At 50.4% G+C, this 18,891-nt stretch carries 19 protein-coding genes and 2 tRNA genes; 5 read left to right on the top strand and 16 right to left on the bottom strand.

Annotated features, from left to right (window positions below; translation table 11 throughout):
* Nucleotides 1-25: 25 nt before the first annotated feature.
* From SJI19_RS20745 to rlmE, 8 genes are all read right to left on the bottom strand, one after another.
* Nucleotides 26-102 (bottom strand) — tRNA-Met (locus tag SJI19_RS20745).
* A gap of 396 nt (nt 103-498) precedes the next feature.
* Nucleotides 499-1,704 (bottom strand): hypothetical protein, encoded by a 1,206-nt coding sequence (locus SJI19_RS20750; protein WP_323480165.1) that lies wholly within the window; start codon nt 1,702-1,704, stop codon nt 499-501.
* A 393-nt stretch (nt 1,705-2,097) separates the two neighbouring features.
* Nucleotides 2,098-2,184, bottom strand: a tRNA-Leu gene (locus SJI19_RS20755).
* Nucleotides 2,185-2,275: 91 nt separating this feature from the next.
* The gene (gene secG, locus SJI19_RS20760) at nt 2,276-2,608 is read right to left on the bottom strand and encodes a preprotein translocase subunit SecG (RefSeq protein ID WP_323480166.1); all 333 of its coding nucleotides are present in this window, start codon (nt 2,606-2,608) and stop codon (nt 2,276-2,278) included.
* Nucleotides 2,609-2,800: 192 nt separating this feature from the next.
* Nucleotides 2,801-4,138: a phosphoglucosamine mutase gene (gene glmM / locus SJI19_RS20765; RefSeq protein WP_323480167.1), complete on the bottom strand. Its 1,338-nt coding sequence runs from the start codon at nt 4,136-4,138 to the stop codon at nt 2,801-2,803.
* Nucleotides 4,135-4,980 carry a dihydropteroate synthase gene (folP, locus tag SJI19_RS20770; RefSeq protein WP_323480168.1) on the bottom strand — a complete coding sequence of 282 codons (846 nt, stop codon included), beginning with the start codon at nt 4,978-4,980 and terminating at the stop codon, nt 4,135-4,137. Before folP ends, glmM begins: the two co-directional genes overlap by 4 nt.
* Nucleotides 4,981-5,110: 130 nt before the next feature.
* Nucleotides 5,111-7,042: an ATP-dependent zinc metalloprotease FtsH gene (ftsH, locus tag SJI19_RS20775; RefSeq protein WP_323480169.1), complete on the bottom strand. Its 1,932-nt coding sequence runs from the start codon at nt 7,040-7,042 to the stop codon at nt 5,111-5,113.
* A gap of 55 nt (nt 7,043-7,097) precedes the next feature.
* Nucleotides 7,098-7,727, bottom strand: coding sequence for a 23S rRNA (uridine(2552)-2'-O)-methyltransferase RlmE (gene rlmE / locus SJI19_RS20780; protein WP_323480170.1), 630 nt, complete (start codon nt 7,725-7,727; stop codon nt 7,098-7,100).
* A gap of 145 nt (nt 7,728-7,872) precedes the next feature.
* Here rlmE and yhbY point away from each other — a divergent pair, with 145 nt between their 5' ends.
* Nucleotides 7,873-8,166 carry a ribosome assembly RNA-binding protein YhbY gene (yhbY, locus tag SJI19_RS20785; protein WP_323480171.1) on the top strand — a complete coding sequence of 98 codons (294 nt, stop codon included), beginning with the start codon at nt 7,873-7,875 and terminating at the stop codon, nt 8,164-8,166.
* 120 nt (nt 8,167-8,286) lie between these two features.
* On the opposite strand, the gene greA is transcribed toward yhbY, so the two are convergent.
* A complete protein-coding gene (gene greA / locus SJI19_RS20790) occupies nt 8,287-8,763 on the bottom strand; it encodes a transcription elongation factor GreA (protein ID WP_323480172.1) in 477 nt (158 codons plus the stop codon).
* Between the two features lie 331 nt (nt 8,764-9,094).
* Here greA and dacB point away from each other — a divergent pair, with 331 nt between their 5' ends.
* A complete protein-coding gene (gene dacB, locus SJI19_RS20795; protein WP_323480173.1) occupies nt 9,095-10,528 on the top strand; it encodes a serine-type D-Ala-D-Ala carboxypeptidase in 1,434 nt (477 codons plus the stop codon).
* 72 nt (nt 10,529-10,600) lie between these two features.
* Here the strand turns inward: dacB and cgtA are convergent, their stop codons facing one another.
* From cgtA to rplU, 4 genes are all read right to left on the bottom strand, one after another.
* A complete protein-coding gene (cgtA, locus tag SJI19_RS20800) occupies nt 10,601-11,779 on the bottom strand; it encodes an Obg family GTPase CgtA (RefSeq protein ID WP_323480174.1) in 1,179 nt (392 codons plus the stop codon).
* A 16-nt stretch (nt 11,780-11,795) separates the two neighbouring features.
* Nucleotides 11,796-12,779: a DMT family transporter gene (locus SJI19_RS20805; protein ID WP_323480175.1), complete on the bottom strand. Its 984-nt coding sequence runs from the start codon at nt 12,777-12,779 to the stop codon at nt 11,796-11,798.
* Between the two features lie 125 nt (nt 12,780-12,904).
* On the bottom strand, nt 12,905-13,162 hold the full coding sequence (gene rpmA, locus SJI19_RS20810) for a 50S ribosomal protein L27 (protein WP_323480176.1): 258 nt from the start codon (nt 13,160-13,162) through the stop codon (nt 12,905-12,907).
* A gap of 15 nt (nt 13,163-13,177) precedes the next feature.
* Complete coding sequence (gene rplU / locus SJI19_RS20815; protein ID WP_162364085.1) at nt 13,178-13,489, bottom strand: 50S ribosomal protein L21; 312 nt, start codon at nt 13,487-13,489, stop codon at nt 13,178-13,180.
* Nucleotides 13,490-13,747: 258 nt separating this feature from the next.
* Here rplU and ispB point away from each other — a divergent pair, with 258 nt between their 5' ends.
* Nucleotides 13,748-14,719 carry an octaprenyl diphosphate synthase gene (ispB, locus tag SJI19_RS20820; protein WP_323480177.1) on the top strand — a complete coding sequence of 324 codons (972 nt, stop codon included), beginning with the start codon at nt 13,748-13,750 and terminating at the stop codon, nt 14,717-14,719.
* A gap of 54 nt (nt 14,720-14,773) precedes the next feature.
* Here ispB and SJI19_RS20825 read toward each other — a convergent pair whose 3' ends face one another.
* Complete coding sequence (locus tag SJI19_RS20825; protein ID WP_323480178.1) at nt 14,774-15,160, bottom strand: DNA-binding protein; 387 nt, start codon at nt 15,158-15,160, stop codon at nt 14,774-14,776.
* Between the two features lie 183 nt (nt 15,161-15,343).
* On the opposite strand from SJI19_RS20825, the gene SJI19_RS20830 reads away from it, so the two are divergent.
* Nucleotides 15,344-15,649, top strand: a complete 306-nt coding sequence (locus tag SJI19_RS20830) for a helix-turn-helix domain-containing protein (RefSeq protein WP_323480179.1) — start codon at nt 15,344-15,346, stop codon at nt 15,647-15,649.
* 5 nt (nt 15,650-15,654) lie between these two features.
* Here SJI19_RS20830 and SJI19_RS20835 read toward each other — a convergent pair whose 3' ends face one another.
* Together SJI19_RS20835 and mdh are read right to left on the bottom strand one after the other, a co-directional pair.
* Nucleotides 15,655-16,032: a DNA-binding protein gene (locus tag SJI19_RS20835; RefSeq protein WP_323480180.1), complete on the bottom strand. Its 378-nt coding sequence runs from the start codon at nt 16,030-16,032 to the stop codon at nt 15,655-15,657.
* A 702-nt stretch (nt 16,033-16,734) separates the two neighbouring features.
* Nucleotides 16,735-17,673, bottom strand: coding sequence for a malate dehydrogenase (gene mdh / locus SJI19_RS20840; protein ID WP_323480181.1), 939 nt, complete (start codon nt 17,671-17,673; stop codon nt 16,735-16,737).
* Nucleotides 17,674-18,167: 494 nt separating this feature from the next.
* On the opposite strand from mdh, the gene argR reads away from it, so the two are divergent.
* Entirely contained in the window at nt 18,168-18,638 is a 471-nt protein-coding gene (argR, locus tag SJI19_RS20845; RefSeq protein WP_323480182.1) for a transcriptional regulator ArgR, read from the top strand.
* Nucleotides 18,639-18,891 lie beyond the last annotated feature (253 nt).

Below are 18,891 nucleotides of genomic sequence, written 5' to 3' on the forward strand. Positions count from 1 at the left end.
TTTGAAAAAGAACTCTAAGAGAAAGTGGTTGCGGGGGCCGGATTTGAACCGACGACCTTCGGGTTATGAGCCCGACGAGCTACCAGGCTGCTCCACCCCGCGTCTGAAATCGTTGCAAATAGTACGTCAATAACCGCTATAAAGCAAGTTATCATCACGGTAGATAACGTGATATGTCGCATTTCTAATGTTAGTGCCCTGTTTTAACTAGGCTTGTAACAAAGAGCCCCATGGGGACTGCCTGAACGTTTACTCAACGATCGTTTGGGTAAAAAGGCGGCCCATCTCCAGCGCTGTCGACCATACCGAAAGGGGCGCGAAGTATTTCACATGTCACAATAGGGAACAAGCTTTTTCCTGGCAACACAAGCGATGATACAGACATCAGGCGATAATTGCCGCGAGGCCAGTCGTTGTTAAGCGACCTGAAAACAGCTTTATTCAGGCGATATTTTTTTAACGCACCGCGCAGATGGCGGTATTAGCCGAGGATACGCCTTATCCCCCTGATGCCATAGTCTTAGGCTTTGGCGCAATTGCCGGCTTTCCCAACGACGTTGGCGCAATTACCGGTTGTTCCCTCGACTTTGGCGTGTATACGGCTTGATAGGTTTGGTTAACACCAAAGGGTGTTAACTGCTTAGCATCCGTTTGCTTAGACATTGATGGAAGCGTTCGCGCAGCCTTTATCTCCCCTGCTTTTGCACGTAAGCGCTCGACACTCATAGTGTGAACTGGCTTTTGACCTATTAGCGGTAAGTTCCTGAAATTGACCAGTGGTTCCGCCCCAACGTTAACCGGTGTAGATGCCACTGCTGGTTTCCAATAATCAACACCTTGTGCAATATCAAACGGATGTCTGGCACGATACTGTTTGGTGACGGGATCAAAAGTGACAAATTTATCTAAGCGTTTTTGGTGTTCACCCTCAAAGACAATGGAATTTTCAGGGGCAAGGTTTAACGCATGTGCAATAGACATTCCCTGGTTGTTAAGGGCAGTATTCAGATGGGTACACATGGTCATTTTCCGCGCCAGGTCGCTAAGACTGGTAAATGTGAACTCTGGATGCGTCAGGAGTTGGTACATACATGAACCCCCATAAGCCCCTTTGGTCTTGATGCGGCTATCGAGAATCAAGTGATATTCATCGGTGGATTTTTTCTCACCCTGCGGCCACGTTGATGAGATCTGCTGCGGAAAATCTTTCAGCTCTTTGAATGTAAGGATGATTTCCCCATCTTTAAGGCTAAGTTTACTATTTTCAGAAGAAAACAATGCGCTATTGGGATTTTGCCCAAGATAACGCTGCAAGTCATTGCCAATCACACCACGCTGGTTGCAAGATCCGTTGGTAAGTTGACTCAAAATGGTGCTCGGGGAGACTTGTTCTGATTGAGGATCGTTAATGATATTTTCAATCAGTTGATGAGTGTCGGCGGATCCGGTGGTTTTCTGTGGTTGTTTGCTAAGCGTTAACGTGGACATCAGAACGCTCAAATTTGATTTCAGTCCGCTAGCAAACCCTTGAAGTGAACGCCACAGGGGTTTAAGCGTTGTATTTCCGACCCGGCTAAAAGCCCGCTGGAAAGGGGTCGTTGGCGCGACAGCTTTTTTTTCCATCTCAGCGTTGATGTCATCGGTATGTTTAGCAATTAAATCGGTTATCGGCGCCAATTTTCTGGGGTTAATTGTATTAGACATTATTTTTCCGTAATAAGTTGTCCACTTCACGTGGTGTTAAATGCGAACTCATTTGGCGTATCCCATTACCGCCTTGCTTGGTCTGCAGGATCCCTGCGTTCCAACGTGAATATCTCATAAACAAAATACGGAAAATTTTAAAAAAAGCTCATTGAGCACAGTCAATCTTTACGATCGGCGCGGCGACAAACCGTTTTTTGAAGCAAAAAAACGTGTAACCTAAAATGAGAAAAATTAAGGCGAACGGCTCAGGATGACCTATTAAAAATAGGTAACTATTTAAATGGATAACATTGGGAATGGATAACGTTGGGGATATTATGATAATTAGACAGTACAAGAGCGGGAAAGTTATATTCACCTTCCGCTTGATGATGTAGTCAAAAAATATGTTGGTACCGAGGACGGGACTTGAACCCGTAAGCCCAATCGGGCACTACCACCTCAAGGTAGCGTGTCTACCAATTCCACCACCCCGGCACGACTTATTTCTTTATTATTACTACATTGTTGCTATTTTGTTCTGGTGTCACTAACTGATGCTCGTGGTAGTACAAGCCTAATCAGCGCATTACTGCGGGATATCACCATTTGGTTTGGCCGGCGCACTGACTGGTGCTTTTTGCGCTTGCGGAGCCTGGTTTAAATTATCCCACTCACTGCCTTTCTTGCTGTGGTTACCGCTGAGATTGCCCAACACCATGCTAAGAATGAAAAATAGCGTCGCCAGTACCGCCGTCACACGGGTCATGAAGTTACCGGAACCACTCGAACCGAACAGGGTCGCAGATGCGCCTGCACCGAAAGAGGCCCCCATATCAGCACCCTTACCTTGCTGCAGCATAATCAGCGCAACCAGCCCGACAGCTATCAACAGGAATATGACTAACAGAGCTTCGTACATAATTTTTCAGTATCCTTGCGGGTTAATTCCGCGTGTTAAGCTATAGCCCCAACTCGGCCGTATCAATCTCCGACTGAAGCGGGTGTGAATACTAACTAAAGCCGTGTTCGGGTGCAAGAGTAAAATGTGTCTGGTTAACTGACTGCGGAAAAAAACACCAGCAATTTGGCGGGAGAGCGCTCCCGCCATCGATCATCTAGCTGCTTTTACCGCATCGGCAATCAGATGTGCCAATTGCTCTACCTGTTGCGCATCGTCGCCTTCGACCATCACACGGATCAATGGCTCGGTGCCGGATTTTCGCAACAGGACCCGTCCACGGCCCGCCAACACGGTTTCAACCTCTGCCAACGCCAGTTTGACTGCGTCTGACTCCAGCGGGTCACCTTTGCCGGCAAAACGCACATTGACCAGTATCTGCGGCAACAACCGCATACCGCTGCACAGGTCGTATAGGGACATATGATTGCCCACCATGGCCGATAACACCTGCAACCCGGCGATGATACCATCACCGGTGGTGGTGTGATCCAGCAAAATCACGTGACCGGAGTTTTCCGCGCCAATGCGCCACCCTTTTTCTTGCAATTTTTCCAGGACGTAACGGTCGCCGACCTTGGCCCGCACAAAGGGAATGCCCAACTGCTTTAGCGCCAGTTCCAAGCCCATATTACTCATAAGGGTGCCGACCACGCCACCGCTGAGCAACCCTTGGCGCAATTTTTCCCGCGCGATGATATACAAAATCTGATCACCATCGACCCGGTTGCCCAGATGATCCGTCATGATGATCCGATCGCCGTCGCCATCATAGGCGATGCCAAGGTCGGCTTTCTCTTCCAGGACGCGCTGCTGGAGTAAACGCACATCGGTCGCGCCGCATCCTTCATTGATATTCATGCCATCCGGCTGGCAGCCGATGGCCACGACAGTCGCGCCGAGTTCACGCAGTACACTGGGGGCAATATGGTAGGTTGCACCATTGGCGCAATCCACCACGATTTTTAGCCCCTTCAGACTACTGTTACTGGGGAACGTCCCTTTGCAAAACTCAATATAGCGACCTGCAGCGTCGACAATGCGACTGGCTTTACCTAATTCAGCCGACTCGACACACGTCAGGGTTTTTTCCAGTTCCGCCTCGATAGCTTCTTCTACTGCGTCCGGCAGTTTAGTGCCTTCGATAGAAAAGAATTTAATACCATTATCATCATAGGGATTGTGGGAAGCGGAAATAACGATCCCGGCCTCGGCACGAAAAGTGCGGGTCAGATAAGCAATGGCCGGGGTAGGCATCGGACCGGTAAACGCCGCCGACAGACCCGCCGCAGCCAGTCCGGCCTCCAACGCCGACTCCAGCATATAACCGGAAATACGGGTATCTTTACCGATAATGATTTTACGTGAACCATGGCGAGCCAACACTTTGCCCGCCGCCCAACCCAGCTTCAGTACGAAATCAGGCGTAATGGGACTTTCACCGACCTTGCCGCGGATGCCGTCGGTCCCAAAATATTTATGGTTACTCATATAAAAACTGATTCCTTCGCTGATAGTGTCGCGCTGACAATACTCATTGCCTCGACAGTTTGCTTAACGTCGTGAACACGGATGATTTGCGCCCCCTGCGAGGCAGCGATGACCGCACAGGCCACGCTGCCTATAACCCGCTGCTCGGGCGGGCTCTGAATAAGCTGACCTACCATGGACTTGCGTGACATGCCCACCAGAATCGGTAGACCGAAACGCCGAAAATCACTCAACCGTGCCAGTAGGCGATAATTATGCGCTAAACTCTTGCCAAAACCGAAGCCCGGATCGATTAACAAGCGATTTTTTTCAATACCACCGGCCTCACAACTGCCAATGCGGTCGAGTAAAAATTGCATGACTTCAGCCAGGACATCCTCATAATGCGGCTGTTGTTGCATGGTGTGCGGCTCGCCCTGCATATGCATCAGGCAGACAGGCAAACCACTATCCCTGGCGGCGTCCATGGCCCCCGGTTCGCTTAGTGCTCTAATATCATTAATCATATTAGCACCTGCCAGCGCGCTTTCCCGCATCACCAGAGGCCGCGAGGTATCCACCGAAATAAACACATCAAACCGCTGCGCTAGTGCACTAACGACCGGCAATACCCGTTCGGCCTCCTGCTCATCGCTCACGGCCGCCGCACCCGGTCGGGTGGATTCGCCACCGACATCAATCAACGTGGCGCCGGCGTTGATCATCTCGTTGACATGCTCCAGCGCGGCGTCCAACCGCAGGTATTTTCCTCCGTCGGAAAAGGAATCCGGCGTAACGTTAAGGATACCCATGACGTGGGGCGAGGAGAGATCGAGCGTACGGTGATTGCCCTGGAGTTGCATGGCGTGATGTGCTCCTTGTTGAATAATGTCTGATGGCAAACTAAAAAAAAACCCCGGCAATAAAGCCAGGGCCTGATTATACGCACTGTCGTTTTGGAAAGAAATTAATCCAGCGACTCAACGATCATGCTTAGTTGTTGCCAAACTGCTCCGACATGGTAGTACCGGTCGGGGCATCCGGCTTATCTACCGGCGTTGGCATCTGTGGCGTATCTCCCTTATCGGAGGAGTGATTGCTGGGGGAATCGTCCCAACCCGCAGGCGGGCGTACCGTCTTACGTCCCATCAAATCATCAATCTGCGGCGCATCGATAGTTTCATACTTCATCAATGCATCTTTCATGGAATGCAGAATATCCATATTTTCCATTAGCAGCGTGCGAGCCCGGGTGTAGTTACGCTCAACCAGAGATTTTACTTCCTGGTCGATAATACGCGCCGTTTCATCGGACATATGCTTGGCTTTGGCCACTGAACGTCCCAGGAACACCTCACCCTCTTCATCGGCATACAGCAACGGCCCCAGTTTGTCCGAGAACCCCCATTGGGTCACCATGTTGCGGGCAATGGACGTGGCGACCTTAATGTCATTGGACGCACCAGTGGAGACTTTTTGTACACCGTAGATGATTTCTTCGGCCAAGCGACCACCGTATAACGTAGAGATCTGACTCTCTAGCTTCTGGCGACTGGCGCTGATAGCATCACCTTCAGGCAAGAAGAATGTCACACCCAATGCACGTCCACGCGGAATAATCGTCACTTTATGCACCGGATCATGTTCCGGCACCAAGCGACCAATGATGGCATGCCCCGCTTCATGATATGCGGTGGATTCTTTTTGGGCTTCGGTCATCACCATCGAGCGCCGCTCGGCACCCATCATGATTTTGTCCTTGGCTTTTTCAAACTCGATCATCGACACCACGCGTTTGCTACCACGTGCAGCGAACAACGCCGCTTCGTTGACCAGGTTGGCCAGATCGGCACCGGAGAAACCAGGCGTGCCACGGGCAATAACCGACGGATCCATATCAGTGGACAGCGGCACCCGGCGCATATGGACTTTCAGAATTTGCTCGCGTCCACGCACATCCGGCAAACCGACCACAACCTGGCGGTCAAACCGACCCGGTCGCAGCAATGCCGGATCCAGCACATCAGGACGGTTGGTGGCAGCAATAACGATAATGCCTTCATTACCTTCAAAACCGTCCATTTCCACCAGCATCTGGTTCAGCGTCTGTTCACGTTCGTCATGTCCGCCACCAAGGCCTGCGCCACGCTGGCGTCCCACCGCATCGATTTCATCAATAAAGATGATACAAGGAGCGGCTTTTTTGGCTTGTTCGAACATATCACGCACACGAGAAGCACCGACGCCGACGAACATTTCCACGAAATCCGAACCGGAAATGGTGAAAAACGGCACCTTGGCCTCACCCGCAATGGCTTTCGCCAACAGGGTTTTACCGGTACCAGGAGGGCCGACCATCAGCACGCCTCTCGGGATTTTGCCGCCGAGTTTCTGAAAGCGGCTTGGCTCGCGAAGATAATCGACCAGTTCGCTGACTTCTTCTTTCGCTTCGTCGCAGCCTGCAACGTCAGCGAAAGTGGTTTTAATCTGATCTTCCGTGAGCATGCGTGCTTTACTTTTACCGAAGGACATTGCCCCCTTACCGCCGCCACCCTGCATTTGGCGCATAAAGAAGATCCAGACACCTATCAGCAATAGCATCGGGAACCATGAAATAAATATCGAGGCCAGCAGACTAGGTTCTTCCGGCGGCTCGCCGACAACTTTAACGTTCCGGGTCAGCAGGATATCCAACAGTTTGGGATCGTTGACCGGGATATACGTCGTATAGCGGTCACTGTCTTTCTTAGTAACGCTAATCTGACGCCCGTTAATACGGACTTCCCGAATCTGATCCTGATTCAACTGAGTCATAAAGGTAGAGTAATCCACCTTATGGGTATTGGACTCGCTGGGCCCGAAGCTCTGAAATACAGACATCAACACTACTGCGATGACCAACCAGAGAATCAGGTTTTTCGCCATGTCACTCAAGGGATTAACCTCATATTACAACGGTGTTAACAATTAGCGTAGGGTACTATAATTTGCGCCCAGTCGCCACAATGTACACTTCCCGCGAACGAGCGCGCGAAGCGTCTGGCTTACGAATCTTTACCTTCGTAAATAGGGAGCGAATTTCCCGCAGGTATTCATCAAAACCTTCTCCCTGAAAGACTTTAACCAGAAAACTGCCGCCAGGTGCCAGCACATCCCGGCACATCTCCAAAGCCAATTCCACTAAATACATAGCCTTGGGAATATCAACGGCCGGCGTACCACTCATATTCGGGGCCATATCGGACATGACCACCTGTACTTTTCCTTCGCCTACCCTGCCCAATAATGCCTGGAGTACTAGCGGATCACGAAAATCGCCTTGCAGGAAGTCAACACCCACGATGGGATCCATGGGGAGAATATCACAGGCAATGATACGCCCTTTTTTACCGATTTGCGTGGCAACATACTGTGACCAACCGCCCGGCGCAGCGCCTAAATCCACCACAGCCATATCGGGTTTAAACAGTTTGTCGCCTTTTTGTATTTCTTCAAGTTTAAACCAGGCACGGGAACGCAGACCTTTTTTTTGTGCCTCGAGAACATATTTATCGCTAAAGTGTTCCTGTAGCCATCGACTTGAGCTTCCAGAACGCTTTTTGGTGGTCATCTTGTTTTCCAACTATCCGAAAGAGTGCATTAGTGATGGGATTGGGGCACTCGTGCGCCAGATACAATCACGACCGATTTGGTGATAACCATGAGATGGCGGTAGAATGTACCGTTTTCAATCCCAACGTAAGCAAAAAATACAAATGAATCTTAATAACAGACAAAAACAGCACCTGAAAAGCCTCGCCCACCCGCTAAAACCCGTTGTCATGCTGGGGAACAGCGGTCTGACTGAAGGCGTGCTAGCCGAAATTGAGCTGGCATTAGAACATCATGAGCTGATTAAAGTAAAAATTGCCGCGGAAGAACGCGAAACCAAAACCCTGATTGCCGACGCCATCGTGCGGGAAACGGGTGCCAATAATGTCCAGCAAATTGGTGGGGTCCTCGTTCTGTACCGCCCAGCCACTCAACCTACAATAACCTTACCACGCTGAAAAATCGCTTTCAGGTGAAAAGGTGCCACGTTCCTTAAAACAGGAAAAGGCCGCTTACGGCCTTTTTCCTTTCTTTACAAATCTCCAGAACATATTTTCTGGCTAACCTTGAGGTTCCATTCAAAGATATTCTATTTTTAGAATTTCATATTCCACGTCGCCGCCGGGTGTACGGATGAGGACGATATCGCCCGCTTCCTTACCCACCAAACCTCGGGCAATGGGGGAATTGATGGAGATCAGGTTTTGTTTGAAATCTGCCTCGTCGTCTCCAACGATACGATATGTCTGTTCATCCTCGGTATCCAGGTTCTGGATGCCCACCGTCGAACCAAAAATAACCCGTCCGTTAGCCGACATTTTGGTGACGTCAATCACCTGAGCATTCGACAGTTTCGCTTCAATTTCCTGAATACGACCCTCGCAAAAACCCTGTTGATCGCGCGCGGCATGATATTCCGCATTCTCCTTCAGATCGCCGTGAGCGCGGGCTTCGGCGATGGCCTTTATAATTTCCGGGCGACGGACACTTTTTAAAAACTCAAGCTCTTCGCGCAGCTTATCAGCACCACGCAAAGTCATCGGAATTGGAGTCATAGCAATACCTCTAAATAATCCTTCCTGCTAAATATATTCGCCGTCCTGACATTGATTTAATAAGTCATGGCGTGATTTGCTACTTTTTTCGCAACTTTTTCGCAACTTTTTCGCGACGTTGGCCACGGCTTTTGTTGCAACGTTATGCTGCCATTCTGGCTAATGCCTAAGCGAAAAGCAAAAAAAACCGCACCTGAAGCATCTTTCCAGGACGGGGCTGATTTGCATTTTGATACGTATTTTAACCCAGAGTTCCCGGTGGGTCATCGTTTACTTTGACCCTGTTTGCACCGTAGTATGACGCCACGTTATCTTTCCGCTGCCGAAAATTATGCGTTTTTCACGATTACTAACAGGATTAACCGGTATTTTTATGCTTTGCGCCCACGGTGCACCGGTTGAAAATTATACAGAATATTTGCCCACAGGCACTAACCTGGCGCTGATAGCGCAAAAAATCGGCGCCACCACGCCGGAAATAGACTATCACAGCCAGCAAATGGCGTTACCCGCAAGCACCCTAAAAGTGATCACCGCGCTGGCGGCGCTGTTACAATTGGGTCCGGATTACCGATTTAGTACCACGCTCGAAAGTACGGGAGCCATTAACAACGGGGTGCTTGAGGGCAACCTGGTCGCACGCTTTGGTGGCGATCCGACCTTAACCCGTCAGCAGTTGCGCAACATGGTCGCCGGGTTACGCAAACAAGGTGTACAACGCATTGCCGGCAACCTGCTGATTGACACCTCGGTATTTGCCAGTCACGACAAGGCGCCCGGCTGGCCGTGGAACGATCTCACCCAATGCTTTAGTACCCCGCCCGGGGCAGCCATTGTCGATCGCAACTGCTTCTCAGTCTCGCTATATAGTGCCTCAAAACCGGGTGATATTGCGTTTATACGTGTTGCTTCATACTATCCAGTACACATGTTCAGTCAGGTACGCACCTTGGCCAAAGGTTCCCCCGACGCACAGTACTGTGAACTGGACGTCGTGCCTGGCGAGCTAAACAGATTTACCTTGACCGGCTGTATGACGCAGCGTGCCGATCCGCTGCCGCTGGCATTCGCCATCCAGGATGGTGCCAGCTACGCCGGTGCTATTCTCAAAAGTGAGCTCAAACAGGCGGGGATCGAGATCAGCGGCACACTGCTGCGCCAAACCCAGCCCACGGTACCGGGAAAGATCCTCGCGCAGGTATATTCCGCACCCTTGCATGATCTGCTCAGGATCATGCTAAAAAAATCCGATAATATGATTGCCGACACCGTATTTCGTACCATCGGCCACGAACGGTTCAAGGTGCCCGGCACCTGGCGCGCAGGATCGGATGCCGTACGTCAGATCCTTCGCCAGCAGGCCGGCATCGATCTAGGCAATACCATCATCGTAGACGGTTCAGGTTTATCTCGCCACGACCTGATCTCCCCTGCCACCATGATGCAGGTTTTGCAATATATCGGCCAACACGACCAAACGCTGAATTTTATCTCAATGCTGCCGCTGGCAGGGGTTGATGGCACCTTGTTATATCGAGCCGGATTACACGAAGCCGGCGTTGACGGAAAAGTATCGGCGAAAACCGGTTCGTTACAGGGGGTATATAACCTGGCTGGGTTTATGACCACCGCTAGCGGGGGACATATCGCATTTGTACAGTACCTGTCCGGTTATGCCGTCCCACCCGAGGACCAGAAGACCCGTAGAATTCCGCTGGTTCGCTTCGAAAGTCGCCTTTATAAAGATATTTATCAAAACAATTAGGTTTGACAATAAAAAAACGCCCGCCGCGTAGTGCGGTAAGGGCGTTTTTTGTTATTGGGCGGCGATCAGCGATTAACGCTTATAGATAATATCTACGCCTTCTTCATCCTCATCGTCCCAATCATCGTCGTCGAGGCCGTCGTCTTCCGGCACAACCTCGTTTTGTTCCAACTGCTCACGGTGATAATCATCCCACATGAACTCGACTTTTTCCGTCACCGTCGCTTCCTCAAGCTGCTCATTGGGATGGCTATTGATAAAGGCCATAACATCCCAGCATAACGCTTTCACTCCCTGCTGAGTCGCGGCGGATATCACGTAGAACTGCTCTTGCCAGCCTAACGCTGCAGCAATCGTCTTGGCCCGGCGATCGGCGTCCTCGCTATCCAATAGATCGAGCTTATTAAACACCAACCAGCGCGGTTTTGCCGCGAGTTTTTCATTATACCGTTCGAGTTCTTTCACAATAATCCGAGCGTTCTCAACAGGATCGGATTCATCAATCGGTGCCAGATCGATCAGATGCAGCAATACCCGGCAACGTTCGAGGTGCTTAAGAAAACGAATTCCCAGACCTGCACCATCGGCAGCGCCTTCGATAAGGCCAGGAATGTCCGCCACAACAAAACTTTGTTCATTATCCATACGCACCACGCCCAAACTTGGCACCAAGGTGGTGAACGGATAGTCTGCCACCTTGGGTTTGGCGGCGGATACGGCGCGAATAAAGGTGGATTTACCGGCATTGGGCAAGCCCAACATACCTACATCAGCCAGCAGCAGCAGCTCAAGCTGTATCTCACGGTTTTCACCGGAGGTGCCGTCGGTTTTCTGGCGTGGCGCACGGTTAATCGACGATTTAAAGCGCGCATTACCCAACCCGTGGAATCCGCCCTTCGCCACCATCAGACGTTGCTCATGGCGGGTCATGTCACCCATGATCTCACCGGTATCCTTATCGAGAATACGGGTGCCGACCGGGACTTTTACGGTGATATCCTTGCCGCGTCTACCGGTACAGTCCCGGCTTTGGCCGTTCTGTCCGCGTTCAGCCCGAAATGATTTCTCAAAACGATAATCTATCAGGGTGTTAAGGTTACGATCCGCCAGCAAATAGACATCACCGCCGTCACCGCCGTCACCACCGTCAGGACCACCGTTCGGAATATATTTTTCCCGTCGGAAACTGACGCAGCCATTGCCGCCATCACCGGCGACCACCACAATGGCGGCCTCATCTACAAACTTCATGGAAACTCTCCGTAATTCATTTGCCGGGCGGCTTCATGGGCAGCGCCGGTCCTGTTTTTGCCCGGCCGGGCAACCAACGATGACCCGCCGCAGAAAACATCGCACCCGCCACCACTACAAACGCGCCAACATAACCGACGATATTCAGCGCCGGAGCGGCAAAATACCCCGGCCAGGCGAGTGACAGCAAATCCGAAAAAAATAAGGTAAACAAGGGGGTCAGCGTCACAATAGCGCTGACCTGTGCCGCTTGCCAGCGCGCCATAGCCTCGGCCAATGCGCCATAACCCACCAGCGTATTGGCGCCGCAAAAGGCCAAACAGGCAATCTGCCAGTTGCTTAACTGCATAACCGTCGCGGGCCTGGCCACGACACTCAGGGCTATTGTACACAAAACATACAGTAAAAACAGGATCTGTGGTGAAGCCAGTCGACGCAATAACACCTTCTGCGCCACACCATAACAGACCCAAGACATCGCCGCGCAGACTCCCAGGATCACCCCTAACGTATAGGTGGTCAGACGGGTGAAAATTTCAATCAGACTGGTGTTGAAAAACATCAGTAGTCCGGTTATCAACATCGCCGCGCCGATCACCTGGGTAGCACGCATGCGCTCTTTTAATACCAATACGCTGGCAAACATCATACCCACCGGCGACAACTGGCCGATCACTTGTGAGGTCGTCGGGCTGAGATACTGCAGGGAGGAGCTGAAAAAAATAAAATTACCCAGCAAACCGGCAGTCGCAACCGCCACTAACCCCAGCAATGGCCAGCGCAAAAGCAATCTCAGCGGCGGTAATTGTCTACGCGGCGTCAGAATAACCGCCAGGCCGATACCCGCGATGATGAACCGATACCACACCACGGTATAGGGCTCCATGTCGGTAAGCACCTGCTTCATGGCAATAGGCAGCGCCCCCCAACACATGGCGGTTGTAAGTGCCAGCGCAATACCTATCCCCGCCTGCTGCCCCGCCTGCTGATTTGTCTTCATGCGTTTGTGTATCTGATGCTTACCCGTAAAACGCAGTAACCTGGAAGGTAAAATAATAAAAAGCCCCGCAATTTGATTGCGGGGCTTAACACAGTGCTATGCCTGGCTAGCGGAAAATGGCAAATTTATTCAGCAACGATGCTGACAAATTTACGATTTTTCGGTCCTTTAACTAAAAATTGGATTTTGCCAGTCGTCAGTGCAAACAGCGTGTGGTCTTTACCGCAACCCACATTGGTGCCAGGGTGGAATTTGGTTCCACGCTGACGGACAATGATGCTACCTGCCAAGACAGCTTCGCCGCCAAAACGTTTTACGCCAAGGCGTTTACTTTCTGAGTCACGACCATTACGAGTCGAGCCGCCAGCCTTTTTGTGTGCCATGAGTGTGCTCCCCTGTTAGGCGCCAATACCGGTAATTTTCACGTCAGTGAACCACTGACGATGGCCTTGTTGCTTACGATAGTGCTTACGGCGGCGAAATTTAACAATCGTCACTTTATCACCACGACCATGAGCAACTACTTCAGCTTGAATCTTTCCGCCATTGACGAAAGGAACGCCAATCTGAATGTCGTCACCATTGGCAATCATCATCACCTGGTCGAACTCAACGGTTTCACCCGTTGCAATGTCAAGCTTTTCAAGACGAACCGTCTGACCTTCGCTGACCCGGTGTTGTTTACCACCACTTTGGAAAACCGCGTACATAAAAAACTCCGCTTTCCGCGCACTCAACCTATAATCGTCCACAGTGCGCTATAAATATTCACAATAGGGCGCGAATTCTACGCAAAAAACCAGCATATGACAAGTGCAGAATACATACAGGACGTGAAAAAAGGGCAGTTTCTTTATCAGCATTTATCTATATCATTTTTCAAGTACAATCAGTAACACAGTTTCTGCCATCTGGCCTCATGAGCAGCGTTACTATTTCAACGGTAAAAATAAAGCCAAAAGAAAATAATGAACCTTGAACAAATCACAGTACTCACAGCGCAGGACATGGCGGACGTCAACGCCATTATACTCGAGCAGCTGAACTCCGAGGTTGTGCTTATCAACCAGCTAGGCCACTACATTATCAGCGGTGGTGGCAAACGTATCCGTCCGATGATAGCCGTTTTGGCGGCGAGAGCGTTGCATTACACGGGGAGTAAGCATATTACCGTTGCGGCGCTGATCGAGTTTATCCACACCGCCACCTTGTTGCATGACGATGTGGTTGACGAATCGGATATGCGTCGGGGTAAAGCAACGGCTAACGCCGCATTCGGCAACGCCGCCAGCGTGTTGGTTGGAGACTTTATCTATACACGCGCATTTCAGATGATGACCGGACTAGAGTCATTACGGGTCTTGGCCTTGATGTCTGAGGCGGTCAATGTGATTGCCGAAGGAGAGGTACTGCAGTTAATGAACTGTAACGATCCCAATATCACCGTCGAGAGTTATATGCGGGTGATTTACAGCAAGACCGCGCGTTTGTTCGAGGCCGCGTCACACTCATCGGCCATTCTGGCGGACGCTACCCCTGAGCAGGAAGTCGCCTTGCAGGATTATGGTCGTTATCTCGGCACCGCGTTCCAACTGATAGACGACCTGCTGGATTACAGTGCCGATGGTAAAACGTTGGGTAAGAACACGGGCGATGATCTTAACGAGGGTAAACCTACGCTGCCGTTGCTTCACGCCATGCGCAACGGCAACGAAGCCCAGTCGGCGGTGATTCGCGAGGCCATCGTCAAAGGCAATGGGCGGCATTTGCTGGAATCGGTGCTTGAAACCATGCACCAGTGTGGTTCGCTCGACTATACCCGCCAGCGGGCCGAGGAAGAAGCAGACAAAGCGATTGCCTGTCTCGCCGTTCTAGAACCGACGCCCTACCGGCAAGCACTGGAAAGTCTGGCGCATATTGCCGTGCGACGTGATTTTTAGGAAACTATCGTCATATTTTATGGAAAATATGACATCCGTGATGCCCGAGTAAAATCACGCTCGGGGAACAATGCCGAGTCGGACAATAAATGCTGCGATGCCGTCTCGCAGCACCAGGCTGATAACGTCATCACGTTCTTGCGGCTTAAGCTGTTGATAGATGGTCATCCACGCTGCTAGCCGATCGTTTTCCGGTTCCGACGACACCAGGTTGACAAGGTATGGAAGGGCCGGCGACTCCTGCATTGCCCTGCGTACAAGCTCCCGCTGAACATCTGGCGGCAAACTCTCCAACGCGAACTCAAGCCCTTTCCCCTGTACCCCCGATACGGGTTTACTGACCCATTTTTCCCGACGGGCACGGGCGGTGATGCCCTGACGGGTCGTGGGTAAACCGCCAACACCCTTAAGCTCGCTGGTTCGATACCAGTCTTTTTTCATATCTTTTGCATTCCGAATAGGGATCGCCTTTACAAAAATCAACTTTATATGGAAAATACCAGAAACATTTTTGGAAAATTGAGGCAATATGTTTTCCACGGCAAAGTTGCATTTACATTAGGTTATTTAACTATGTTAATTATTGCATTACGTTACCTCCGGCCCCTTGCAAAGGAATGAGTCATGATTCAAAGGACAGCTGATTGGCATCCAGCGGATATCGTTGCGTCTATGCGCAAACGCGGCACCACTCTCGCAGCAGTATCGCGGGCAGCGGGTCTGAGTTCATCCACCCTGGCGAACGCCCTCACCCGGCCATGGCCAAAAGGCGAATGGCTGATAGCCAATACCCTGGAAATACACCCCGCGAAGATTTGGCCTAGCCGCTATATCGACCCGGAAACAAAACAGTTAATCGACAGAAAAAGCCTGATTCGTAAGCGCGCGCGGGCGAAACCCACGGGAGAAGAGCCACCACCCACGCTGTGATTCTCTCAGTCCCGAACGAGCTCCGTGAGGAGCTCATCGGGATAATCCAACCGTTTCAACAGGTTCAATACCCCTTCGCGCAGCACAAAAGCCACGACGAAATCACGTTCAGTGCTGGAAAGCTGCCGATGGATCTCAATCCAGGTGGTCGAGGGTTCCTGATCCGACAAAGCATAATCAGCGGTGCAGGAACGCAGGGACAGGGTCTTTTTTACCGAATCTGGCAGGCTCTGCCAGGCATATTCAACAGCTTTACCCCGGGCCCCCTCGCGCCGCCTTTTATGCCAACCTTCCTCGCGAGCTCGTCGATTAAGACCTTGCCGCGTTTTCGGCAGCCCGCCGACGCCGATCAGCTCGTGGGTCGCTATCCATTCCTTTTTCATTGCCATTTCTCCTCCATGTGATGGTAATAACCGCGCGTTATCGCCACTACGCGGTTGTGCCCAACCCAGAATAATAATAATCCCCGGTCGCGATTCCGCGTGATTCCGTTGTAATGACGCTTATACTCTATAGCAATTACAGCTTGTCGTAACGACAATTACAACATAAAAAAAGCCATAAATGCCACTAGGGATTGAAAAATGAGATCGTCGTTGGTTTTTATCCTATTAACATAAATAATCATTAAATATCAATGGAATAATTATTTATCATAATTAATATCAAGTGAAGTTTTATGGTATTTATACCCTAGATAATTCACGTGACTGGACGGTGGCAACACAACGACAAATCGGGCTGGAACAGATTTGAACAACACTGACAGTTTACTCAACGGGTGAACCCCAGGGACGAGTTTCATCCATCCCCAGCAGCTTACTGAATAAAAAACGAGGGTGAATGAGGACCACGCTGCAGGAGCAGATTAGGGCGCGACCTGTCGCGATCCCATGAGAAGTAAGGCCCAAGGAAGGGCAAAACAAAGCCAACTCAACTGCGGTTTGAAAGATGAAGGCATATTCGAGCCACAGGAAGGGGTCGGCGCTGCGCCCCCCCAGGAGCTTACATGAGTAAAAGACTGGGGTGAGCGAGCAAAACCAAGACACCTGCGGCTTGAAAGATGAAGGGTATAGATGGGACATCTACTGATTAATAAATTTCACACCCAGTTCGATATCGTTTTTCAATACATCCTGCATCTGTTCCAACACTTGCTGTTCAAACGGGCTCAGGGTCCCGATAGGCTTACGCTCCACCAGACCTTGTTTGCCTAGTAGCAGCGGTTGGGCAAAGAAACGTGAGAATTCACCGTCGCTTTCTACGTAAGCACATTCGACTACGCCTTGTTCACCCTGCAATGCGCGAACCAGTGACAGGCCGAAGCGTGCTGCGGCTTGTCCCATGGAAAGGGTGGCTGACCCACCGCCCGCTTTGGCTTCCACTACTTCAGTGCCGGCATTTTGGATACGTTTGGTCAGATCGATGACTTCTTGTTCAGTAAAGTTGATGCCTTTTACTTGAGAAAGCAGGGGCAATATGGTTACGCCGGAATGGCCACCGATAACCGCCACGTCAACATCCTGCGGGTTCAACCCCTTTAGCTCCGCGACAAAAGTACTGGAGCGGATAACATCCAGAGTGGAAATACCAAAGAGTTTACGTTTATCATAAACCCCCGCTTTTTTCAGCGCTTCGGCAGCAATTGCTACGGTGGTATTCACTGGATTGGTGATGATACCGATCATCGCTTTAGGGCAGGTTTTAGCAACCTGATTGACTAAATTACGCACGATACCTGCATTGACATTAAACAGATCGGCTCGGTCCATCCCGGGTTTGCGGGCTACACCGGCGGAAATCAATACAATGTCCGCCCCCACCAAGGCCGGACCGGCATCCTCACCGCTAAAGCCTTTGATGTTAACTGCCGTGGGAATATGACTGAGATCGACAGCCACACCGGGAGTGACCGGCGCGATGTCATAAAGGGAGAGTTCTGAACCTGAGGGAAGCTGGGTTTTGAGCAACAGGGCAAGCGCCTGCCCGATACCACCCGCTGCACCAAGGACTGCGACTTTCATTCTAATCTCCTTATTATAATCGGAAAAATTAAATGCCGTCAAATCATCTGGTTATGATCATAGAGACATAAACGGGTAAAAACAAATCAGCGATCGCAAATTTGACACATGACGTATTACTATTGTCTCTATATCTGGGCTGGATCCCACAATTGGCCCTGCATCACTTTATGTGTAAGGACGCGGCCTACGATCTTATCGCCAACTCTTTTTCGTGGAACTCGCCGTCGCTACTGTTTATTACCCAGAGTCGTCTATTACCTTACACCGGCCAGAAAGAACAAAACAACATCAATTTTATAACAATTAGTTTACTTTTTATCTGCCGATAAATATGAGAGACAGATCATGGTAGGTTTGAATAAATATTGCTATTCTGAGTGGTTTTGGCGAATTTACCACCAATACGAGCCCATATCAGCCATCACCATTGCATAAAAATGCAATTATATGCATAATCCTCAGCACATTTTCAGCTACTGGTTTGGTTAAACATGCGCAATAACATAAAACAAGAAGAGCTGGTTAAAGCCTTTAAGGCACTGCTGAAGGAAGAGAAGTTCAGTTCTCAGGGTGAGATCGTTTTTGCCTTGCAAGAACAAGGGTTCGAAAATATCAATCAATCTAAAGTATCGAGGATGCTGACCAAATTCGGCGCGGTGCGTACTCGCAATGCCAAAATGGAAATGGTGTATTGCCTTCCCGCCGAGCTAGGCGTGCCCACCACTAGCAGTCCGTTGAAAAATCTGGTATTAGATGTTGATCATAACGATGCGGTGATTGTGATTCACACCAGTCCAGGGGCCGCTCAGCTCATTGCCCGATTGTTGGATTCACTAGGCAAGTCGGAGGGGATTTTAGGTACCATCGCCGGCGATGACACTATTTTCACCACCCCGGCCAAAGGCTTTAGCGTTAAACAGCTGTATGAAGCCATTCTGGTTTTGTTTGATCAGGAGCTTTGAGTTAATCCTCCGAGGCTGATAATCCAATGCTACCCGGGCGCAGGAAACGTAGTTTCATCTCTTGCTACTACCCGCCCGAGTATCCCTGTGTAATCTGCTGTATTTTTTTCTGCTCCGGCTGTCTCATCAGGCTATAACCGATAACAACCGCCGTTTCCACAAGCCTCGGCGTTGGATAGCACCTTTGGTTAATAGGTCACATCTTATTGATATAACAATTATTTAACATAAGCAGCTTATTTTACAGGCTATT

Source organism: Acerihabitans sp. TG2 (assembly GCF_035013185.1).
Lineage (GTDB): Bacteria > Pseudomonadota > Gammaproteobacteria > Enterobacterales > Enterobacteriaceae > Acerihabitans.

Excerpts from the sequence above, each read along its gene's own strand:
- SJI19_RS20830 (WP_323480179.1), top strand. The coding sequence starts at position 15,344 with ATGATTCAAAGGACAGCTGATTGGCATCCAGCGGATATCGTTGCGTCT.
- yhbY (WP_323480171.1), top strand. The coding sequence starts at position 7,873 with ATGAATCTTAATAACAGACAAAAACAGCACCTGAAAAGCCTCGCCCAC.
- greA (WP_323480172.1), bottom strand. The coding sequence starts at position 8,763 with ATGACTCCAATTCCGATGACTTTGCGTGGTGCTGATAAGCTGCGCGAA.
- rpmA (WP_323480176.1), bottom strand. The coding sequence starts at position 13,162 with ATGGCACACAAAAAGGCTGGCGGCTCGACTCGTAATGGTCGTGACTCA.
- secG (WP_323480166.1), bottom strand. The coding sequence starts at position 2,608 with ATGTACGAAGCTCTGTTAGTCATATTCCTGTTGATAGCTGTCGGGCTG.
- SJI19_RS20835 (WP_323480180.1), bottom strand. The coding sequence starts at position 16,032 with ATGAAAAAGGAATGGATAGCGACCCACGAGCTGATCGGCGTCGGCGGG.
- ftsH (WP_323480169.1), bottom strand. The coding sequence starts at position 7,042 with ATGGCGAAAAACCTGATTCTCTGGTTGGTCATCGCAGTAGTGTTGATG.
- argR (WP_323480182.1), top strand. The coding sequence starts at position 18,168 with ATGCGCAATAACATAAAACAAGAAGAGCTGGTTAAAGCCTTTAAGGCA.
- mdh (WP_323480181.1), bottom strand. The coding sequence starts at position 17,673 with ATGAAAGTCGCAGTCCTTGGTGCAGCGGGTGGTATCGGGCAGGCGCTT.
- rplU (WP_162364085.1), bottom strand. The coding sequence starts at position 13,489 with ATGTACGCGGTTTTCCAAAGTGGTGGTAAACAACACCGGGTCAGCGAA.
- SJI19_RS20805 (WP_323480175.1), bottom strand. The coding sequence starts at position 12,779 with ATGAAGACAAATCAGCAGGCGGGGCAGCAGGCGGGGATAGGTATTGCG.
- cgtA (WP_323480174.1), bottom strand. The coding sequence starts at position 11,779 with ATGAAGTTTGTAGATGAGGCCGCCATTGTGGTGGTCGCCGGTGATGGC.
- folP (WP_323480168.1), bottom strand. The coding sequence starts at position 4,980 with ATGCAACTCCAGGGCAATCACCGTACGCTCGATCTCTCCTCGCCCCAC.
- dacB (WP_323480173.1), top strand. The coding sequence starts at position 9,095 with ATGCGTTTTTCACGATTACTAACAGGATTAACCGGTATTTTTATGCTT.
- ispB (WP_323480177.1), top strand. The coding sequence starts at position 13,748 with ATGAACCTTGAACAAATCACAGTACTCACAGCGCAGGACATGGCGGAC.
- rlmE (WP_323480170.1), bottom strand. The coding sequence starts at position 7,727 with ATGACCACCAAAAAGCGTTCTGGAAGCTCAAGTCGATGGCTACAGGAA.
- glmM (WP_323480167.1), bottom strand. The coding sequence starts at position 4,138 with ATGAGTAACCATAAATATTTTGGGACCGACGGCATCCGCGGCAAGGTC.
- SJI19_RS20825 (WP_323480178.1), bottom strand. The coding sequence starts at position 15,160 with ATGAAAAAAGACTGGTATCGAACCAGCGAGCTTAAGGGTGTTGGCGGT.
- SJI19_RS20750 (WP_323480165.1), bottom strand. The coding sequence starts at position 1,704 with ATGTCTAATACAATTAACCCCAGAAAATTGGCGCCGATAACCGATTTA.